Source organism: Streptomyces sp. col6 (genome assembly GCF_008042035.1).
In the GTDB taxonomy this organism is placed as follows: domain Bacteria; phylum Actinomycetota; class Actinomycetes; order Streptomycetales; family Streptomycetaceae; genus Streptomyces.
Map to the genome: position 1 here is coordinate 466,678 of NZ_RDBL01000002.1, position 17,093 is coordinate 483,770.

Genomic DNA, 17,093 nt, shown 5'->3' on the forward strand with positions numbered 1-17,093 from the left:
ACCCCACCCCGTCCGACCCCGACACACCACACGGAGTACGCGCATGGCGCTCCAGGCACGCATCCCCCCGGGCCCCGGAAGGAGCGGACGCCGAGCCGGCCGGCTGCGGCCGGAACGGCACCTGCTGCCCTACCTCTTCATCGCCCCCTTCTTCGTCGTCTTCGGCATCTTCGGGCTCTACCCGCTGCTCCAGACCTTCTGGGTCTCGCTCCACGACTGGGACCGCCTCGCCGGACCCGGCGACTGGACCGGGCTCGACAACTTCACCCGACTCCTCGGCGACTCCGACTTCTACACGGCCACCTACAACACGCTGAGCATCTTCGTGCTCTCCACCGCACCTCAGCTGGTTGCCGCCATCGCGCTGGCCTGGCTGCTGGACCGCAAACTGCGCGCCAGCAGCGTGTGGCGGGCCCTCGTCCTCGTCCCGCAGTACGTCTCCGTCGTCGCAGTCGCCCTCGTGTTCTCGCAGCTCTTCGGCCGGGACTTCGGCATCGTCAACTGGGCCCTGGAGGGACTGGGCATCATCAGCTCCCCGGTCGACTGGACCGCCGACACCTGGAGTTCGCACCTCGCGATCAGCTTCATGGTCATGTGGCGCTGGACCGGCTACAACGCCCTGATCTACCTCGCCGCGATGCAGGCCGTGCCCCGCGAGCTGTACGAGTCCGCGCAGATCGACGGTGCGGGGCGGCTGCGCACGTTCCTCAAGGTCACCCTCCCGGCGATCCGCCCCACCGTCGTGTTCACCGTGGTCATCTCCACCATCGGCGGCCTCCAGCTCTTCGCCGAACCCTTCCTCTTCGACCAGCAGGGCAACGCCGAGGGCGGCGCCGAGCACCAGTTCCAGACGCTCACGCTGATGCTCTACAAGTACGGCTTCATCAACAACGACGCCGGATACGCCTCCGCCATCTCCTGGGTGCTCTTCCTCGTCATCGCGGTCGTCGCCGCACTGAACTTCCTGCTCGTACGCCGTTCCGACCGCGGCTGACCCGGTATCAGGAGAATCCCATGGCCGTCACCACACCCACCCGGGTCCCCGCACCCCGCCGCGCCGAAGGGCACGGCCGCCGCCACAAACCGCCCCGCACCGGCCCCCGCTGCCCGGACCGGCCCGGCGCACTCGCGTACGCCGTGCTCGCCGCCATCACCGCGGCCTCGGTCTTCCCGCTCTACTGGAGCTTCGTCGTCGCCTCGCACGACGACAACTCGGTCCTCGCCGGCTCGACCCCGCCCCTGATCCCCGGCGGGCACCTCTTCGAGAACATCCAGCGCGTCTTCGAGCTGTCCGCGTTCTGGCAGGCCCTCGGCAACTCGCTGATCGTCGCCTCGACCACCGCCGTCAGCAACGTGCTGCTCTCCTCCCTGGCCGGCTTCGCCTTCGCCAAACTGCGCTTCCCCGGCCGCGGCTTCCTCCTGGTCTGCGTCGTCGTCACCGTCATGGTCCCGACCCAGCTCGGCATCATCCCGCTCTACATGCTCGTCACCGACATGGGCCTGTACGGGAAGCTCTCCGCGCTCATCGTCCCGGCCCTGGTTTCCGCGATCGGCGTCTTCTGGATGCGGCAGGCCGTCGAGGAGAACATCCCCGACGAATTGATCGAGGCCGCCCGCATGGACGGCGCGGGCCTGCTGCGCACCTACTGGCACGTGGTGGTGCCCGGCGTACGCACCACCGCCACCGTGCTCGGGATGTTCACCTTCATGTTCGCCTGGAACGACTACTTCTGGCCGCTCATCGCGCTGCCCCCGGAGAACGGCACCGTGCAGATCGCCCTCAACCAGCTCGCGGCCGGCTACTACACCGACTACACGCTCATGCTCGCGGGCGTCGTGGTGTCCGTCCTCCCGGTGCTGGTCGTCTTCACCGTCCTGGCCCGCCGCATCGTCTCGGGAGTGATGGCCGGCGCCGTCAAGGGCTGACCGGCGGCACGTCCCCCCTCCGCATCCACGTATCAGGAGACCCATGACCGCCGCGCCGAGCGTCCGCGAACCCGGCCCCACCGTCGACAGCGCCGGGGCCATCACCAACCCCGTGCTGCCCGGATTCCACCCCGACCCCTCGATCCTGCGGGTCGGCGACGACTACTACATCGCCACCTCCACCTTCGAATGGCTCCCCGGCGTCACCCTCCACCACTCCCGCGACCTTGTGCACTGGCGCTCCCTGGGCGGCGTGCTGGACCAGGAACGGCTGGTCGAACTGACCGGGAGACCCGACTCCGGCGGGGTCTGGGCGCCCTGCCTCTCGTACACCGACGGGCAGTTCCACCTCGTCTACAGCGACGTCACCAACCTCTCCGGCGCGTTCAAGGACGTACGCAACCAGGTCATCACCGCCCCCACCCCGCAGGGGCCCTGGTCCGACCCGGTGCCGTTCCCCTCGCACGGCTTCGACCCCTCGCTCTTCCACGACGACGGGCCCGGCGGCGACGGACGCAGCTGGGCCCTGTGGATGGAGTGGGACCACCGCCCCGGCCGCCATCCCTTCGGCGGGATCCTGCTCCAGGAATGGGACCGCGCCGCCCGTGGCGTCACCGGCCCGGTCCACCGCATCTTCACCGGCACCGGGCTCGCCCACACCGAGGGCCCCCATCTCTACCACCGCGACGGCCGGTACTACCTGGTCACCGCCGAGGGCGGCACCGGCTGGAACCACGCCGTCACCGTCGCCCGCGCCCGCCGCCCGGAGGGGCCGTACGAGACCGACCCGGCCGGGCCGCTGCTCACCTCCGCCGGACACGAGGAGCACCCGCTCCAGAAGGCCGGCCACGGCAGCCTCGTCGCCACCCCTGCCGGGGAGTGGTTCCTCGCCCACCTCGTCGCCCGCCCGCTCAGCCCGCTCGGCGCCTGCATCATGGGCCGGGAGACCGCGATCCAGCGCATCGACTGGACGCTCGACGGCTGGCCGCGACTGGCCGCCGCACCGGACGAGGACGCCCCGGCCACCCCGCGCACCACTGTGCCCGGCCCCGCGCTCCCGCCGGTCCCCGTCCCCGCGACGCCCGCCCGGGACGACTTCGACGCACCGGTGCTCGGCCCCGTCTGGTCCACCCTGCGCAGACACCCCGGCCCGGAGTGGCTGAGCCTCACCGAGCGCCCCGGCCACCTGAGGCTGCGCGGCGCCCAGTCCCTCGGCTCCACCCACCACCAGTCCCTGGTCGCCCGCCGCCAGCAGGATCCCGGCCTCACCTTCACCACCACGATGAGCGCCGACCCCGGCTCACCGCTCCAGATGGCCGGACTGGTCCACTACTACAACTCGACGCTCTGGCACTACCTCCACCTCACCTGGGACGAGGCGCTCGGCCGCGTCGTACGCCTCGGCGTCTGCGGCCACGGCGTCTACACCGAGCCCTGCGACCCGCTCCCCGTGGGGGACGGCCCCCTGGAGCTGCGGCTGACCGTACGGGGCGACCGCGCCCGGTTCGCCGTACGGCAGCCGGGGCAGGACGCCTGGCAGCCGGCCGGGCCCGAGCTGGACACCACCCCGCTCTCCGACGAGAGCGCCACCCAGGGCGACCCGGACACCGGCCACTTCCGCACCTGGGGTTTCACCGGCGCGTTCATCGGCCTGTGCGCCCAGGACCTCACGGGCGCCGGGGCACCCGCCGACTTCGACTGGACCGAATACCGGGCCGATACCCTTCCCGGAACGGCAGCACAGTGACCACACGCGGAAACGGACGGCAAGGATGACGACGGAGACCACCGGCACCCCGGGCAAGGTCACCCTGAACATGATCGCCTCGGTGGCCGGTGTCTCCGTCTCCACGGTGTCCAAGGTGCTCAACGACCGCTCCGACGTCTCCGCCGAGACCAAGGAGCGCGTCGAGTCCGTCATGGACGACCTCGGCTACGAACGGCGCCCCGCCCGCCGCCGGGGCAGCGTGGTCGACCTGGTCCTCAACGAACTCGACAGCCTCTGGTCCGTCGAGATCATCCGGGGCGTCGACGAGGTCCTGGCCGAGGCGGGCGCCAGCATGGTGCTCTCCGCGGTCCACGGACGCAGCGCCGACACCCGGGAGTGGCTGGACCAGCTGGCCGCGCGCCGCAGCAGCGGGGCGATCCTGGTCGTCTCCGACCTCACCTCGCAGCAGCGCAGACGGCTCAGCGCGATGGACATCCCCTTCGTGCTGGTCGACCCGGTCGGCAGTGTCGACGCCCTGGTCCCCACGGTCGGCGCCACCAACTGGGCCGGCGCCGTCAGCGCCACCGAGCACCTGATCGAGCTGGGCCACACCCGGATCGCGCACCTCGCCGGACCCCGGCAGCTGCTGTGCAGCCGGGCCCGTGCCGACGGCTTCCGGGCGGCCATGGAACGCGCCGAGCTGCCCGTACCGGAGGGCTGGGTCTCGCACGGCGAGTTCAACGACCGCTCGGGCCGGCAGGAGATGGCACGGCTCCTCGACGGGGCAGCCGGGCGCGGCGAGGAGCCGCCCACCGCGGTCTTCGCGGCCAGCGACCTCCAGGCACTCGGCGCCTTCGAGGTGCTGCGGGCCCGGGGCCTGGAGATCCCGGCCGACATGAGCGTGGTCGGCTTCGACGACCTGCCCGTGGCGCGCTGGACCCACCCCGCCCTGACGACCGTGCGCCAGCCCCTGCTGGAGATGGCCTCCATGGCGGCCACCACGCTGCTGCGGATCATCGACGGCGAGCAGGTCGACACCCTGCGTCTGGAACTCTCGACGCGCCTGGAGGTACGCGGCTCCACCGCCGCCCCCGGGAGCGCCTGAGCGGCCATGCGAGAGGGCCCGGACGCCTTGTGGCGTCCGGGCCCTCTTGTCCGTCGTACAGCGGTTACGGCAGCTGCGCCGCGCGCGCCTCGCGCCGGTTGTCACGGAAGGTGTTCACCCGGCGGGCGGTCGCGAAGAGCGGGATGACCGCACCCAGGACCACCTGGAGCGCGCAGCCGGTCTGCAGGAGCAGCTGACCGCCGGGGGCGTCCAGCGCCCACGCCGCCAGCAGCCCCATCGCGGCCACGATCCAGCCGAGCATGGCCACCGCGAGGACACCCCGCGGCTTGGGGTACTCGACCCGGCTGACCATCAGCCACGCCACTCCGATGATCGCGAGCAACGTCGGCACGAAGGGCAGCTCCAGGAGCACGATCGAGATGACCGTCAGCGCTCCGAAGGGGCTCGGCATGCCCTGGAACATGCCGTCCTTCAAGGTCACGCACGAGAACCGCGCGAGTCTGAGCACCACCGCCAGCAGCACCACGATCGCCGCGAGCGCCGAGACCCGCTGGTGTGCGTCGTCCGCGACCATGCCGTACACGAGGACGAAGTACGCCGGGGCGAGCCCGAAGCTGATGAGGTCCGAGAGGTTGTCCAGCTCGGCGCCCATCGGCGAGGAGCGCAGCTTGCGGGCCACGAGCCCGTCGAACAGGTCGAAGATCGCTGCCATGAGCATGAGGATCACGGCGGTGGCCGCGGAGTGCCGCGCCATGCCGCTCTCGTCGCTGCCCGTGAGGTGCGGGATCAGGATGCCCGTGGTGGTGAAGTACACCGCCATGAAACCGCACGTCGCGTTACCGAGCGTGAGGGTGTCCGCTATCGACAGCCGCAGCGAGAGCGGCATGTCGTCGGCGTCGTCCTCCTCGGCCTCGGGTACCCAGCCGGCCTGTGTGTCGGGATCAATCACGGTCAATGCGAGTCACCCCCGCGGTAGTGGCCTGGCCGACCTCGACCGCGACGTCCACACCTTCCGGGAGGTAGATGTCGACGCGGGAGCCGAAGCGGATCAGCCCGATGCGCTCACCCTGCTCCACCTTCGTGCCCTGCGGGATGTAGGGCACGATGCGCCGCGCGACAGCACCCGCGATCTGCACCATCTCGATGTCGCCCAGTTCGGTGTCGAAGTGCCAGACAACGCGCTCGTTGTTCTCGCTCTCCTTGTTGAACGCGGGGACGAAGCCACCCGGCACGTGCTCCACCGACGTCACCGTGCCGGCGAGCGGCGCGCGGTTCACGTGCACGTTCAGCGGGCTCATGAAGATCGCGACGCGGGTGCGCCCGTCCTTCCACGGCATGATGCTCTGCACCACGCCGTCGGCCGGTGAGATGACGCGCCCCCCGGTGATCTCGCGCTCCGGGTCCCGGAAGAACCAGAGCATGCCCGCCGCGAGCGCGGTGGTGGGCACGGCCACGGCCGCCCAGCGCCCGGACCGGCGGGCGCGGGTCAGGCTGAGGGCGGCGGTGGCGACGGTCGGCAGGAGCCACGGCGAAGCTCCGCGTGCGATGCGGACCCGGCCGCGTGAGGCAGAGGTATGGCTGTCGGGCATGGATGACCTTCGTAGCGGATTGAGCCGCGCTGGCAACGGGGGACGGCGGCTTTTACCGGCGATGTTATCGGTTGCTGACCGCAACTGGGCAAGCCAGCAGCCGAGTCGGACGTCTGGAAGGCACCGGTTGAGGATGACAGGGTGTGATCTTCTTCGCGGCTAAATCACCTCGAAAGGGACAATCAACCCTGGAAACGGTACTCCTCAAGGAGTCGGCGCCCGATGATCATTTTCTGGATCTCGGCGGTACCTTCACCGATCAGCAGCATCGGGGCCTCGCGGTAGAGGCGCTCGATCTCGTACTCCTTGGAGAAGCCGTAACCGCCGTGGATACGGAAGGCGTCCTCGACGACTTCCTTGCAGTACTCGGAGGCGAGGTACTTCGCCATCCCTGCCTCCAGGTCGTTTCGCTCCCCGGAGTCCTTTTTGCGAGCTGCATTTACCATCATCGCATGGGCGGCCTCGACCTTGGTGGCCATTTCGGCCAGCTTGAACTGGATCGCCTGGTGCTGCGCGATGGGCTTTCCGAAGGTCTGGCGCTGCTGTGCGTAGGAAACGCCCAGTTCGAACGCACGCTGTGCGACGCCGCAGCCACGGGCCGCGACATTCACCCGGCCGACCTCGACTCCGTCCATCATTTGGTAAAACCCTCGGCCGGTGACCCCGCCCAGCACACGATTGGCCGGAACTCGCAGTCCGTCCATGATGAGCTCGGTGGTATCGACCCCCTTGTAGCCCATCTTGTCGATCTTGCCGGGAATCGTGAGCCCCGGGCGGACCTCGCCGAAGCCGGGTTCCTTCTCGACCAGGAACGTCGTCATCGACTTGTGCGGGGCGGTGCCCTCGGGGTGTCCTTCGTCACTTCGGCACAGGACGGCGACGAGTGAGGACGTACCGCCGTTCGTCAGCCACATCTTCTGGCCGTTGAGGACGTACTCGTCGCCGTCCCGGACGCCCTTGGAGCTGATCGCCGAGACGTCCGAGCCGAGCGCCGGCTCGGACATCGAGAACGCGCCCCGCACCTCGCCCAGCGCCATTCGCGGCAGGAAGGTGTCCTTCTGCTCCTGGGTGCCGTGCTGCTTGAGCATGTACGCCACGATGAAGTGCGTGTTGATGATGCCCGACACGCTCATCCAGCCCCGGGCGATCTCCTCCACGCACAGCGCGTACGTGAGCAGCGACTCGCCCAGACCGCCGTACTCCTCGGGGATCATCAGGCCGAACACGCCGAGTTCCTTCAGCCCCTCGACGATCTCGGTGGGGTACTCGTCGCGGTGTTCCAGCTGCGTCGCGACCGGAATGATCTCCTTGTCGACGAAATCCCTGACCGTCGAGAGGATCTCCTGCTGGACCTCGGTGAGCCCGGCCGTCTGGGCGAGTCGCGTCATGGCTACTTCTCCACGTTCTTCTGCGAAGGCTGGCTGAGCTCCGGGCGGCCGGGCTGTTCCCCGCCCCGCTCCTTGATGTACGTCTCGGTCGGGACCATGACCTTGCGGCGGAACACGCAGACCAGCGTGCCGTCCTGCTTGTAGCCCTTGGTCTCCACGTAGACGATTCCGCGGTCGCTCTTGGACCGCGACGGCGTCTTGTCCAGAACGGTGGTCTCGCCGTAGATCGTGTCGCCGTGGAAGGTCGGCGCCACGTGCTTCAGGGACTCGATCTCCAGGTTGGCGATGGCCTTTCCGGAGACGTCCGGCACCGACATCCCGAGCAGCAGCGAGTAGATGTAGTTGCCCACGACGACGTTCTTACCGAAATCGGTCGTGCTCTCCGCGTAGTTGCTGTCCATGTGCAGCGGGTGATGATTCATGGTCAGCAGGCAGAAGAGGTGGTCGTCGTATTCGGTGACGGTCTTTCCGGGCCAGTGCTTGTAGACCGCACCGACCTCGAATTCCTCGTAAGTGCGTCCGAACTGCATATCAGGCCTCCGGGGCTTCGAACTTGGAGGTGCGCTGCATGCCGGCCGCCCGGCCCTTGCCCGCGATGACCAGGGCCATCTTGCGGCTGGCCTCGTCGATCATCTCGTCGCCGAGCATCGCGGAGCCCTTCTTGCCGCCCTCCTCGGAGGTGCACCAGTCGTAGGCGTCCAGGATCAGCTCGGCGTGGTCGTAGTCCTCCTGCGAGGGCGAGAACACCTCGTTCGCCGCGTCGACCTGGCCGGGGTGCAGCACCCACTTGCCGTCGAAGCCGAGCGCCGCCGCACGGCCGGCCACCTCGCGGTAGGCGTCCACGTCGCGGATCTGGAGGAAGGGGCCGTCGATCGCCTGGAGGTCGTGCGTACGGGCCGCCATCAGGATGCGCATGAGGATGTAGTGGTAGGCGTCCGCCGGGTAGCCGGGCGGCTGCTGGCCGACGACCAGGGTCTTCATGTTGATCGACGCCATGAAGTCGGCCGGGCCGAAGATCAGCGTCTCCAGGCGGGGCGAGGCGGCGCCGATCTCGTCGATGTTGACGAGGCCCTTGGCGTTCTCGATCTGCGCCTCGATGCCGATCTTCCCGACCTCGAAGCCCATCGTTTTCTCGATCTGGGTCAGCAGCAGGTCCAGCGCGACGACCTGCTGGGCGTCCTGGACCTTCGGCAGCATGATGCAGTCGAGGTTCGGCCCCGCGCCCTCGACGACCGTGATGACGTCCCGGTACGTCCAGTGCGTCGTCCAGTCGTTGACCCGGACCACCCGGGTCTTGCCCGTCCAGTCGCCGTTGTTCAGCGCGTCGACGATGTGGTGGCGGGCGCCCTCCTTGGCGAGCGGCGCGCAGGCGTCCTCCAGGTCCAGGAACACCTGGTCGGCGGGGAGGCCCTGGGCCTTCTCCAGGAACCGGGGGTTCGAGCCGGGCACGGCCAGACACGAGCGGCGCGGGCGCAGGCGGTTGACGGGGGTGGTCATGCGGGGACCTCCAGAGGGTCGAGCTTGTTCGCTTTCCGGATCTCGTCGACGATACGGCCGATGATCTCGGTGATGCCGAAGTCCTTCGGGGTGAACACGGCGGCGACACCCGCCCTGATCAGGGCCTCGGCGTCGGCCGGGGGAATGATGCCGCCGGCGATGACCGGGATGTCGCCGGCCCCGGTGCGGCGCAGCCGGGTCAGCACGTCCGGCACCAGTTCGGCGTGCGAGCCGGACAGGATGGACAGGCCGACGCAGTGCACGTCCTCGGCGACGGCGGCCGAGACGATCTGCTCGGGCGTCAGACGGATGCCCTGGTAGACGACCTCGAAGCCGGCGTCCCTGGCCCGCACCGCGATCTGCTCGGCGCCGTTGGAGTGCCCGTCCAGGCCCGGCTTGCCGACGAGCAGCCGCAGCCGCCCGACACCCAGGTCCTCGGCGGTCCGCGCGGTCTTCTCGCGCACGACGGCGAGCGGCGAGCCCTCCTCGGCGGTCACCGCGACCGGGGCGGACGACACCCCGGTCGGCGCCCGGAACTCGCCGAACACGTCCCGCAGCGCCCAGGACCACTCACCGGTGGTCACCCCGGCGCGGGCGCACTCGACGGTCGCCTCCATCAGGTTCTCGGTGCCCGCCGCGGCCTTCTTCAGCGCGGCCAGCGCCTCGGTGGCGCGGGGCTCGTCGCGGTTGTCGCGCCACTGGTGGAGCGCGGCGACCACCCGCGCCTCGTTCGCCGGGTCGACCGTCATGATCGCCCCGTCGAGGTCGGCGGTCAGCGGGTTGGGCTCGGTCGTCTCGTAGACGTTGACGCCGATGATCTTCTCGTCACCGGCCTCGATCCGGGCCCGCCGCTCGGCGTGCGAGGAAACCAGCTCGGACTTGAGGTAGCCCGACTCGACGGCCGCCATGGCGCCGCCCATCTGCTCGATCCGGTCCATCTCGGCCAGCGAGTCGGTGACCAGCTCGTCGACCTTGGCCTCGATGACGTGCGATCCGGCGAAGATGTCCTCGTACTCCAGCAGGTCGCTCTCGTGGGCGAGGACCTGCTGGATGCGCAGCGACCACTGCTGGTCCCAGGGCCGGGGGAGGCCCAGCGCCTCGTTCCAGGCGGGAAGTTGCACGGCGCGGGCGCGGGCGTCCTTGGAGAGGGTCACGGCCAGCATCTCCAGCACGATGCGCTGGACGTTGTTCTCCGGCTGCGCCTCGGTCAGGCCCAGCGAGTTGACCTGGACGCCGTAGCGGAACCGGCGCTGCTTGGCGTCCGTGATGCCGTAGCGCTCGCGGGTGACGCGGTCCCAGATGCGGCCGAAGGCGCGCATCTTGCACATCTCCTCGATGAAGCGGACACCCGCGTTCACGAAGAACGAGATCCGCGCGACGACGGCCCCGAACTTCTCCTCGGGCACCTGCCCGGAGGCGCGCACCGCGTCGAGGACCGCGACGGCCGTCGACATCGCGTACGCGATCTCCTGGACCGGGGTGGCCCCGGCCTCCTGGAGGTGGTAGCTGCAGATGTTGATCGGGTTCCACTTGGGGATGCGGTTGACCGTGTACGTGATCATGTCGGTGGTCAGCCGCAGCGAGGGGCCGGGCGGGAAGACGTGCGTCCCGCGCGACAGGTACTCCTTGACGATGTCGTTCTGCGTGGTGCCCTGGAGCTTGCCCGGGTCGGCACCCTGCTCCTCGGCGACGACCTGGTAGAGCGCCAGCAGCCACATGGCGGTGGCGTTGATCGTCATCGAGGTGTTCATCTGCTCCAGGGGGATGTCCTGGAACAGCCGGCGCATGTCACCGAGGTGCGACACGGGCACACCGACCCGGCCGACCTCGCCGCGGGCCAGGATGTGGTCGGGGTCGTACCCCGTCTGGGTCGGCAGGTCGAAGGCGACCGACAGACCCGTCTGGCCCTTGGCGAGGTTGCGCCGGTAGAGCTCGTTGGACGCCTCGGCCGTGGAGTGGCCCGCGTACGTCCGCATGAGCCAGGGGCGGTCCTTCTGGCGTTCGGTCATCTCGGGACCTCAGACGTTCCGGAAGCGGTTGATGGCGTCCAGGTGCTTCTCGCGCATCTCGTGGTCGCGCACGCCCATGCCCTCGCGCGGGGCCAGCGCCAGGACGCCGACCTTGCCCTGGTGGGCGTTGCGGTGCACGTCGTGGGCGGCCTGGCCGGTCTCCTCCAGCGAGTAGACCTTGGAGAGCGTCGGGTGGATCTTGCCCTTGGCGATCAGGCGGTTGGCCTCCCACGCCTCGCGGTAGTTGGCGAAGTGGGAGCCGATGATGCGCTTGAGCGACATCCACAGGTAGCGGTTGTCGTACTCGTGGTTGTAGCCCGAGGTGGAGGCGCAGGTGACGATCGTGCCGCCCTTGCGCGTCACGTAGACGCTCGCGCCGAACGTCTCGCGGCCGGGGTGCTCGAAGACGATGTCCACGTCCTCGCCGCCGGTCAGCTCACGGATGCGCTTGCCGAACCGCTTCCATTCGCGCGGGTCCTGGTTCTGCTCGTCCTTCCAGAACTTGTAGCCCTCGGCGTTGCGGTCGATGATCGCCTCGGCGCCCATCTTCCGGCAGATCTCCGCCTTCTGGTCGCTGGAGACGACACAGATCGGGTTGGCGCCGCCGGCCAGCGCGAACTGCGTGGCGTACGAGCCGAGGCCGCCGCTGGCGCCCCAGATCAGCACGTTGTCGCCCTGCTTCATGCCGGCGCCATTGCGCGAGACGAGCTGGCGGTACGCGGTGGAGTTGACGAGCCCGGGAGACGCGGCCTCCTCCCAGCTGAGGTGGTCCGGCTTCGGCATCAGCTGGTTGGACTTGACGAGGGCGATCTCCGCCAGGCCGCCGAAGTTGGTCTCGAAGCCCCAGATGCGCTGCTCCGGGTCGAGCATCGTGTCGTTGTGGCCGTCCGAGGACTCCAGTTCGACCGAGAGGCAGTGCGCGACGACCTCGTCACCGGGCTTCCAGGCGTTGACGCCGGGGCCGGTGCGCAGGACGACGCCCGCGAGGTCGGAGCCGATGATGTGATACGGCAGGTCGTGGCGCTTGGTGAGCTCGCTGACCCGGCCGTAGCGCTCCAGGAAGCCGAAGGTGGAGACCGGCTCGAATATGGAGGTCCAGACGGAGTTGTAGTTCACCGAGCTGGCCATGACCGCGACCAGGGCCTCGCCAGGACCGAGCTCCGGCACCGGCACGTCCTCCACGTGGAGGGACTTGCGCGGGTCCTTGTCGCGGCTGTCCACCCCGGCGAACATCTCCGCCTCGTCCTTGTGCACGGTGACCGCGCGGTACGACTCGGGGATCGACAGCGCCGCGAAGTCGGCGGCGGTGGGCGCGGCGGAGCCGCCCTTCGCTTCGGTCTGCGACTGGATCGCGTCCAGGATTTCCTTCACGGGTGCCTCCGGCAGTGCTGCGTCAGGGAACGCTGAGGGTCCCTGCGGACAGGGGGAACGGGTCTGGAGGTGTGCCGTCGGTTCGGCGGGTGGTGCTCGGCTTGCTCTGTGGAGCAGAAGGGTTGCCTGGTGACGCAGGCGTCCGGGCGCGCAAGCGCGGTGGCTTGCGGGGACAGCCGGCGTACGTGAGATCCCAGCACGCCGGCCGCCCGGACGCCTTCAACGTATGGCACTGCGTGACAGCTGACAAGGCACTCGGTGCCAGTAATTTCCCTCAATTGTCAGTCGACTGCCACGCATGAGCAACACGGGCGGCGGTATGGGCCGAATCGCCCATGAGTGTCCGCCTGGAGGTCCGGTCAGGAGGAGGCGCGGCGATAGACGTACGGAGTCGTGGTGGTCAGGACCGTGAAGCCGAGCCGCTCCAGGATCGGGCGGCTGTCCTCGGTCGCGTCGACCTGGAGATACCGGAAGCCGCGCTCCGCCGCCACGCCCGCCCGGAAGGCCACCAGGGCCCGGTAGATCCCCCGCCCGCGCCACTCCTCGGCCGTACCGCCGCCCCACAGCCCCGCGAATCCCGTGCCCGGGTACAGCTCCATCCGGGCGGAGCTGACCGGCTCGTCGCCCGCCATGGCCACCAGTGCCACGAAGTGCTCCGGGTCCTCCCGCAGCCGGGCCGTGACCTGCTGGCGGAGCCACGACCCGTCCTTGCCGAACGCCCGCTCATGGGCGCGCGCCATCAGCTCGGCGCCCGCCTCGTCCCGCACCTCTTCCAGCCGGACGCCCTCCGGCAGCCGCACCGCCGTCGCCGGCTCCGCCACCCGCGCCACGAGCAGCGTCTCCGGCTCCTCGGCCTCGAAGCCGGCCGCCAGCAGCCGCGCCCCCAGGTCGCCGGGCCGGTCGTGCCCGTACAGCTTCCACTCGAACGCGTCGCAGCCCACCCGCTCGCAGTGCGCCACCTGCTCCGCGATGGCCGCGTCCGCCCGGACGCCGTCCAGGTCGGGGGAGGACCAGCACACCCCGTTCCAGTCGTGCGCGGCGCCCACCTGCCGTACGACGTCACCCACGCGTTCCACGCGGACGCCGGGGCCGTCGGGCGGCGCGTGCTCGCGCATCGCCCGGTCGAAGTCGGCGAGGAGGCGGGCCCGGTCCGATGTCACATGATCGTTCATCGGGCCAGCTCAGCACCGGGGGGCCCGCCCGGCAAACGGTTTCCGGCTCAGCGCTCCTTCAGCGCCTGCTGGATCGTCCGCATCACTTCGTCCAGCGGTGCGTCCGTACGCGCCACCGCGACCAGCACCTCGCCCTGGGTCTCCACCGAGGCGGCCGGCGGCTTCGCGGGCTCCGCACCGGCCGTGCGGCCCGCGCCGATCCCGGTGCCGAACGTGTCCCGCACGATGGCGAAGGCCTGGTCGAGCTGTGCCTCCACATCGCCCTGCCCGTCCGCCCGCAGCCAGCGGCGCAGCACATGGTTGTGCGCGGTGACGACGGCGGACGCGGCGACCTCGGCCAGCAACGGGTCGTCATTGCCGGGGTGGTGGTCGCGCTCGTCGAAGTGGCCCAGCAGATAGCGCGTGAACAGCCGCTCGTAGCGGGCCACCGAGGCGATCTCCGCCTGCCGCAGGGTCGGCACCTCACGGGTCAGCTTGTAACGGGCCACGGAGACCGCGGGCTTGGCCGCGTACATCCGCATGACTTCCTTGATGCCCCGGCACACCGTGTCGAGCGGGTGCTCGTGCGCCGGCGCGGCGTTGAGGACCGCCTCGGCCCGTACGAGGGTGTCGTCGTGGTCCGGGAAGATGGCCTCTTCCTTGGAGCGGAAGTGCCGGAAGAAGGTCCGCCGGGCCACGCCCGCCGCGCCGGCGATCTCGTCGACCGTGGTGGCTTCGTACCCCTTCGTCGCGAAGAGTTCCATCGCCGCGGCGGCCAGCTCGCGGCGCATTTTGAGCCGCTGGGCCGCGGCTCGGGTGCCTGCGGCACTTTCCGGGACGTCGGGCGCGGCGGACACTCGGGAGGACCTGGCGGGCTGGGACATGGTGTGAACGTACTGCATCGGTGCAGGAGAGCGCGCCTGCGGGGGCGGGCCGCCCGGAGGACCGAGCAGCCCGCCCCAGCCGGCTCCCGCGTCAGCGCCGGGCATATTCGCGGAAGCCGCGTCCCGTCTTGCGGCCCAGGCAGCCCGCGGCCACCAGGTGCTCCAGGAGCGGGGCGGGCGCCAGACCCGGGTCGCGGAACTCGCTGTGCAGCACCTTCTCGATGGCCAGCGAGACATCGAGGCCGACCACGTCCAGCAGCTCGAACGGGCCCATCGGGTAGCCGCCGCCCAGCTTCATCGCGGCGTCGATGTCGTCGAGGGAGGCGTAGTGCTCCTCGACCATCTTGATCGCGTTGTTGAGGTACGGGAACAGCAGCGCGTTCACGATGAAGCCGGCCCGGTCCCCGCAGTCCACCGGGTGCTTGCGGACCTTCAGGCACACCTCGTGGACCGTGGCGTGCACCTCGTCGGCGGTCAGCACCGTACGGACGACCTCGACGAGCTTCATCGCGGGCGCCGGGTTGAAGAAGTGCATCCCGACGACGTCCTCGGGCCGCCCGGTGGCCCGTGCGATCGCCACGACGGGCAGCGAGGAGGTCGTCGTGGCCAGCACCGCGCCGGGCCGGCACACCTTGTCGAGGGTGGCGAACAGCTGCTGCTTGACCGCCAGATCCTCGGCGACCGCCTCCACGGCCAGGTCCACCTCCGCGAACGCGTCCAGCGTGGCCGCGGCCGTGATCCGGGCGAGCGTCTCGTCCCGTGCCTGCTCGGTCAGCCGGCCCTTGGTGACCGACCGGTCCAGCGACTTGGCGATCCGGGCCTTGGCCAGGTCCGCCTTCTGCTGGCCGCGCGCGGCCAGCACCACGTCGTACCCCGCCTTGGCGAAGACCTCGGCGATGCCCGAGGCCATCGTCCCGGAGCCGGCGACGCCCACCGACCGCACGGTGCGCCCGGTGGCCTCCGCGCCGCGCGGGGCGGGCGTCAGCGCGTCCGGCACCACGGTCTGGCTGCCCGGCCCGGCGTACGTGTAGAAGCCGCGGCCCGCCTTGCGGCCGGTCAGCCCGGCGGCGGCGAGCTGGCCGAGGACGGGGGCGGGGGCGTGCAGGCGGTCGTGCGAGGCGGAGTACATCGCCTCCAGGACGGTACGGGCCGTGTCGATGCCGATCAGGTCCAGCAGGGCCAGCGGGCCCATCGGCAGACCGCAGCCCAGCTTCATCGCCGCGTCGATGTCCTCGCGGGTGGCGTAGTTCGCCTCGTACATCGCGGCGGCCTGGTTGAGGTAGCCGAACAGCAGGCCGTCGGCGACGAACCCGGGCCGGTCGCCGACGGACACCGGCTCCTTGCCCAGCAGGCGGGCCAGCTCCGTGACGGCCGCGACAGCCGGCGGGGCCGTCAGCACCGAGGAGACGATCTCGACCAGCTTCATCGCCGGCGCGGGGTTGAAGAAGTGCAGGCCGAGAACCCGCTCGGGGTGCTGCGACTCGGCGGCCAGCCGGGTCACGGACAGGGCGTTGGTACCCGTGGCGAGGATGGCGGTGGGGGAGACGATCGCGTCGAGCTCCCGGAAGAGCTGCTGCTTGATCTCGTACGACTCCGGCACGACCTCGATGACCAGCTCGGCGTCGGCGGCCGCCTGGAGGTCGGAGAACGTACGGAACCGTGCCAGGGTGTCGCGGCGCTCCTCCTCGGTGATCCGCCCGCGCTCCACGGCGCGGGCGGTGGACGCCTCCAGGGAGGCGACGGCCTGGCGGGCGGCGGCTTCGTCGACGTCGATGCCGATGACCTCGCGGCCGGACCGGGCCAGGACCTCGGAGATACCGGTGCCCATCGTGCCGAGGCCGACGACGGCAATGGTGGAGAGAGGGGTGTCCATCACGGGACTCCAGGGATGAGTGACGACTGAGGGGACGCACGGGGCGCGCGGGGCGCACGGCGTGCGGGAGGTGCCTGTCGTGGTGCTCGACCACCGGGCGTGATCCACGCACGGGAGGGGAAGGGAGCGACGGACTCTGTCCCGGAGTCACGTCTCGTACAGCTGCCGAACCGACAACACTCCGGGTGGCTGCGTCACCAGGCCACCGGAGCCGACGGGAGAATGTCCCGCTCACCTGAGCTTAACCGGCGGGTAACGAGCGCGCCAGCCCTGCCGAGTTGTGGTCCGGGCCACATTTCCGCGGCCTTTGGGCACGCAGCGTGCCCGCCACTACGCTGACAGTCATGGATGACGAGGAGTTGCGCTCGCTGACGCACCGACTGGCCGAAGAGACGGGGGAGTCGGCGGCCTGCCGTGCCCTGCTCGCCACCGAGGACACCGAGGAACTGGCCCGGGTCCTCGTCGAGCGCGAACGCCCGCTCTGGGCCCGCGAGATCGCCGCGTTCCGCCTGGGCTGCGCCGGAGACCGCCGCGCCTTCGAACCCCTGGTGCTCCTCCTCAACCACCGCGACCCCGAACGCTGCGTCAGCGCCGCACACGCCCTGACCCGCCTCGCCGACCCCCGCACCCC

14 protein-coding genes and 1 pseudogene are annotated in these 17,093 nt (G+C 70.2%); 5 read left to right on the top strand and 10 right to left on the bottom strand.

Going from position 1 to position 17,093, the window contains the following annotated elements:
* Positions 1–43: 43 nt before the first annotated feature.
* The 4 genes from EAO73_RS02185 to EAO73_RS02200 are packed head-to-tail and all read left to right on the top strand — an operon-like array spanning position 44 to position 4,739.
* On the top strand, positions 44–994 hold the full coding sequence (locus tag EAO73_RS02185; RefSeq protein WP_147969747.1) for a carbohydrate ABC transporter permease: 951 nt from the start codon (positions 44–46) through the stop codon (positions 992–994).
* Between the two features lie 20 nt (positions 995–1,014).
* Complete coding sequence (locus tag EAO73_RS02190; protein ID WP_147969748.1) at positions 1,015–1,926, top strand: carbohydrate ABC transporter permease; 912 nt, start codon at positions 1,015–1,017, stop codon at positions 1,924–1,926.
* A 43-nt stretch (positions 1,927–1,969) separates the two neighbouring features.
* The gene (locus tag EAO73_RS02195) at positions 1,970–3,673 is read left to right on the top strand and encodes a glycoside hydrolase family 43 protein (protein WP_147969749.1); all 1,704 of its coding nucleotides are present in this window, start codon (positions 1,970–1,972) and stop codon (positions 3,671–3,673) included.
* 25 nt (positions 3,674–3,698) lie between these two features.
* A complete protein-coding gene (locus EAO73_RS02200; RefSeq protein ID WP_147969750.1) occupies positions 3,699–4,739 on the top strand; it encodes a LacI family DNA-binding transcriptional regulator in 1,041 nt (346 codons plus the stop codon).
* A 64-nt stretch (positions 4,740–4,803) separates the two neighbouring features.
* Here the strand turns inward: EAO73_RS02200 and pssA are convergent, their stop codons facing one another.
* The 10 genes from pssA to EAO73_RS02250 form a co-directional block, all read right to left on the bottom strand.
* Positions 4,804–5,655, bottom strand: coding sequence for a CDP-diacylglycerol--serine O-phosphatidyltransferase (gene pssA / locus EAO73_RS02205; protein WP_191133900.1), 852 nt, complete (start codon positions 5,653–5,655; stop codon positions 4,804–4,806).
* Positions 5,642–6,289 carry a phosphatidylserine decarboxylase gene (locus EAO73_RS02210; protein WP_018519860.1) on the bottom strand — a complete coding sequence of 216 codons (648 nt, stop codon included), beginning with the start codon at positions 6,287–6,289 and terminating at the stop codon, positions 5,642–5,644. Before EAO73_RS02210 ends, pssA begins: the two co-directional genes overlap by 14 nt.
* 182 nt (positions 6,290–6,471) lie before the next feature.
* Positions 6,472–7,677 (bottom strand): acyl-CoA dehydrogenase family protein, encoded by a 1,206-nt coding sequence (locus EAO73_RS02215; protein ID WP_147969751.1) that lies wholly within the window; start codon positions 7,675–7,677, stop codon positions 6,472–6,474.
* Positions 7,678–7,679: 2 nt separating this feature from the next.
* Positions 7,680–8,207: a MaoC family dehydratase gene (locus tag EAO73_RS02220; RefSeq protein ID WP_018519858.1), complete on the bottom strand. Its 528-nt coding sequence runs from the start codon at positions 8,205–8,207 to the stop codon at positions 7,680–7,682.
* Position 8,208: 1 nt separating this feature from the next.
* Positions 8,209–9,174 carry an HpcH/HpaI aldolase/citrate lyase family protein gene (locus EAO73_RS02225; RefSeq protein WP_018519857.1) on the bottom strand — a complete coding sequence of 322 codons (966 nt, stop codon included), beginning with the start codon at positions 9,172–9,174 and terminating at the stop codon, positions 8,209–8,211.
* Complete coding sequence (locus EAO73_RS02230) at positions 9,171–11,183, bottom strand: protein meaA (protein WP_147969752.1); 2,013 nt, start codon at positions 11,181–11,183, stop codon at positions 9,171–9,173. Before EAO73_RS02230 ends, EAO73_RS02225 begins: the two co-directional genes overlap by 4 nt.
* Before the next feature lie 9 nt (positions 11,184–11,192).
* A complete protein-coding gene (gene ccrA, locus EAO73_RS02235) occupies positions 11,193–12,554 on the bottom strand; it encodes a crotonyl-CoA carboxylase/reductase (RefSeq protein WP_376552819.1) in 1,362 nt (453 codons plus the stop codon).
* A gap of 359 nt (positions 12,555–12,913) precedes the next feature.
* On the bottom strand, positions 12,914–13,726 hold the full coding sequence (locus EAO73_RS02240) for a GNAT family N-acetyltransferase (protein WP_191133901.1): 813 nt from the start codon (positions 13,724–13,726) through the stop codon (positions 12,914–12,916).
* 47 nt (positions 13,727–13,773) lie between these two features.
* Positions 13,774–14,589: a TetR family transcriptional regulator gene (locus EAO73_RS02245; protein WP_026243049.1), complete on the bottom strand. Its 816-nt coding sequence runs from the start codon at positions 14,587–14,589 to the stop codon at positions 13,774–13,776.
* 91 nt (positions 14,590–14,680) lie between these two features.
* Positions 14,681–16,462, bottom strand: coding sequence for a 3-hydroxyacyl-CoA dehydrogenase family protein (locus EAO73_RS02250; RefSeq protein WP_147969753.1), 1,782 nt, complete (start codon positions 16,460–16,462; stop codon positions 14,681–14,683).
* 344 nt (positions 16,463–16,806) lie between these two features.
* Between EAO73_RS02250 and EAO73_RS02255 the strand changes: the two are divergent.
* Positions 16,807–17,093: pseudogene (locus EAO73_RS02255) on the top strand (adenylosuccinate lyase); the annotation flags it as partial.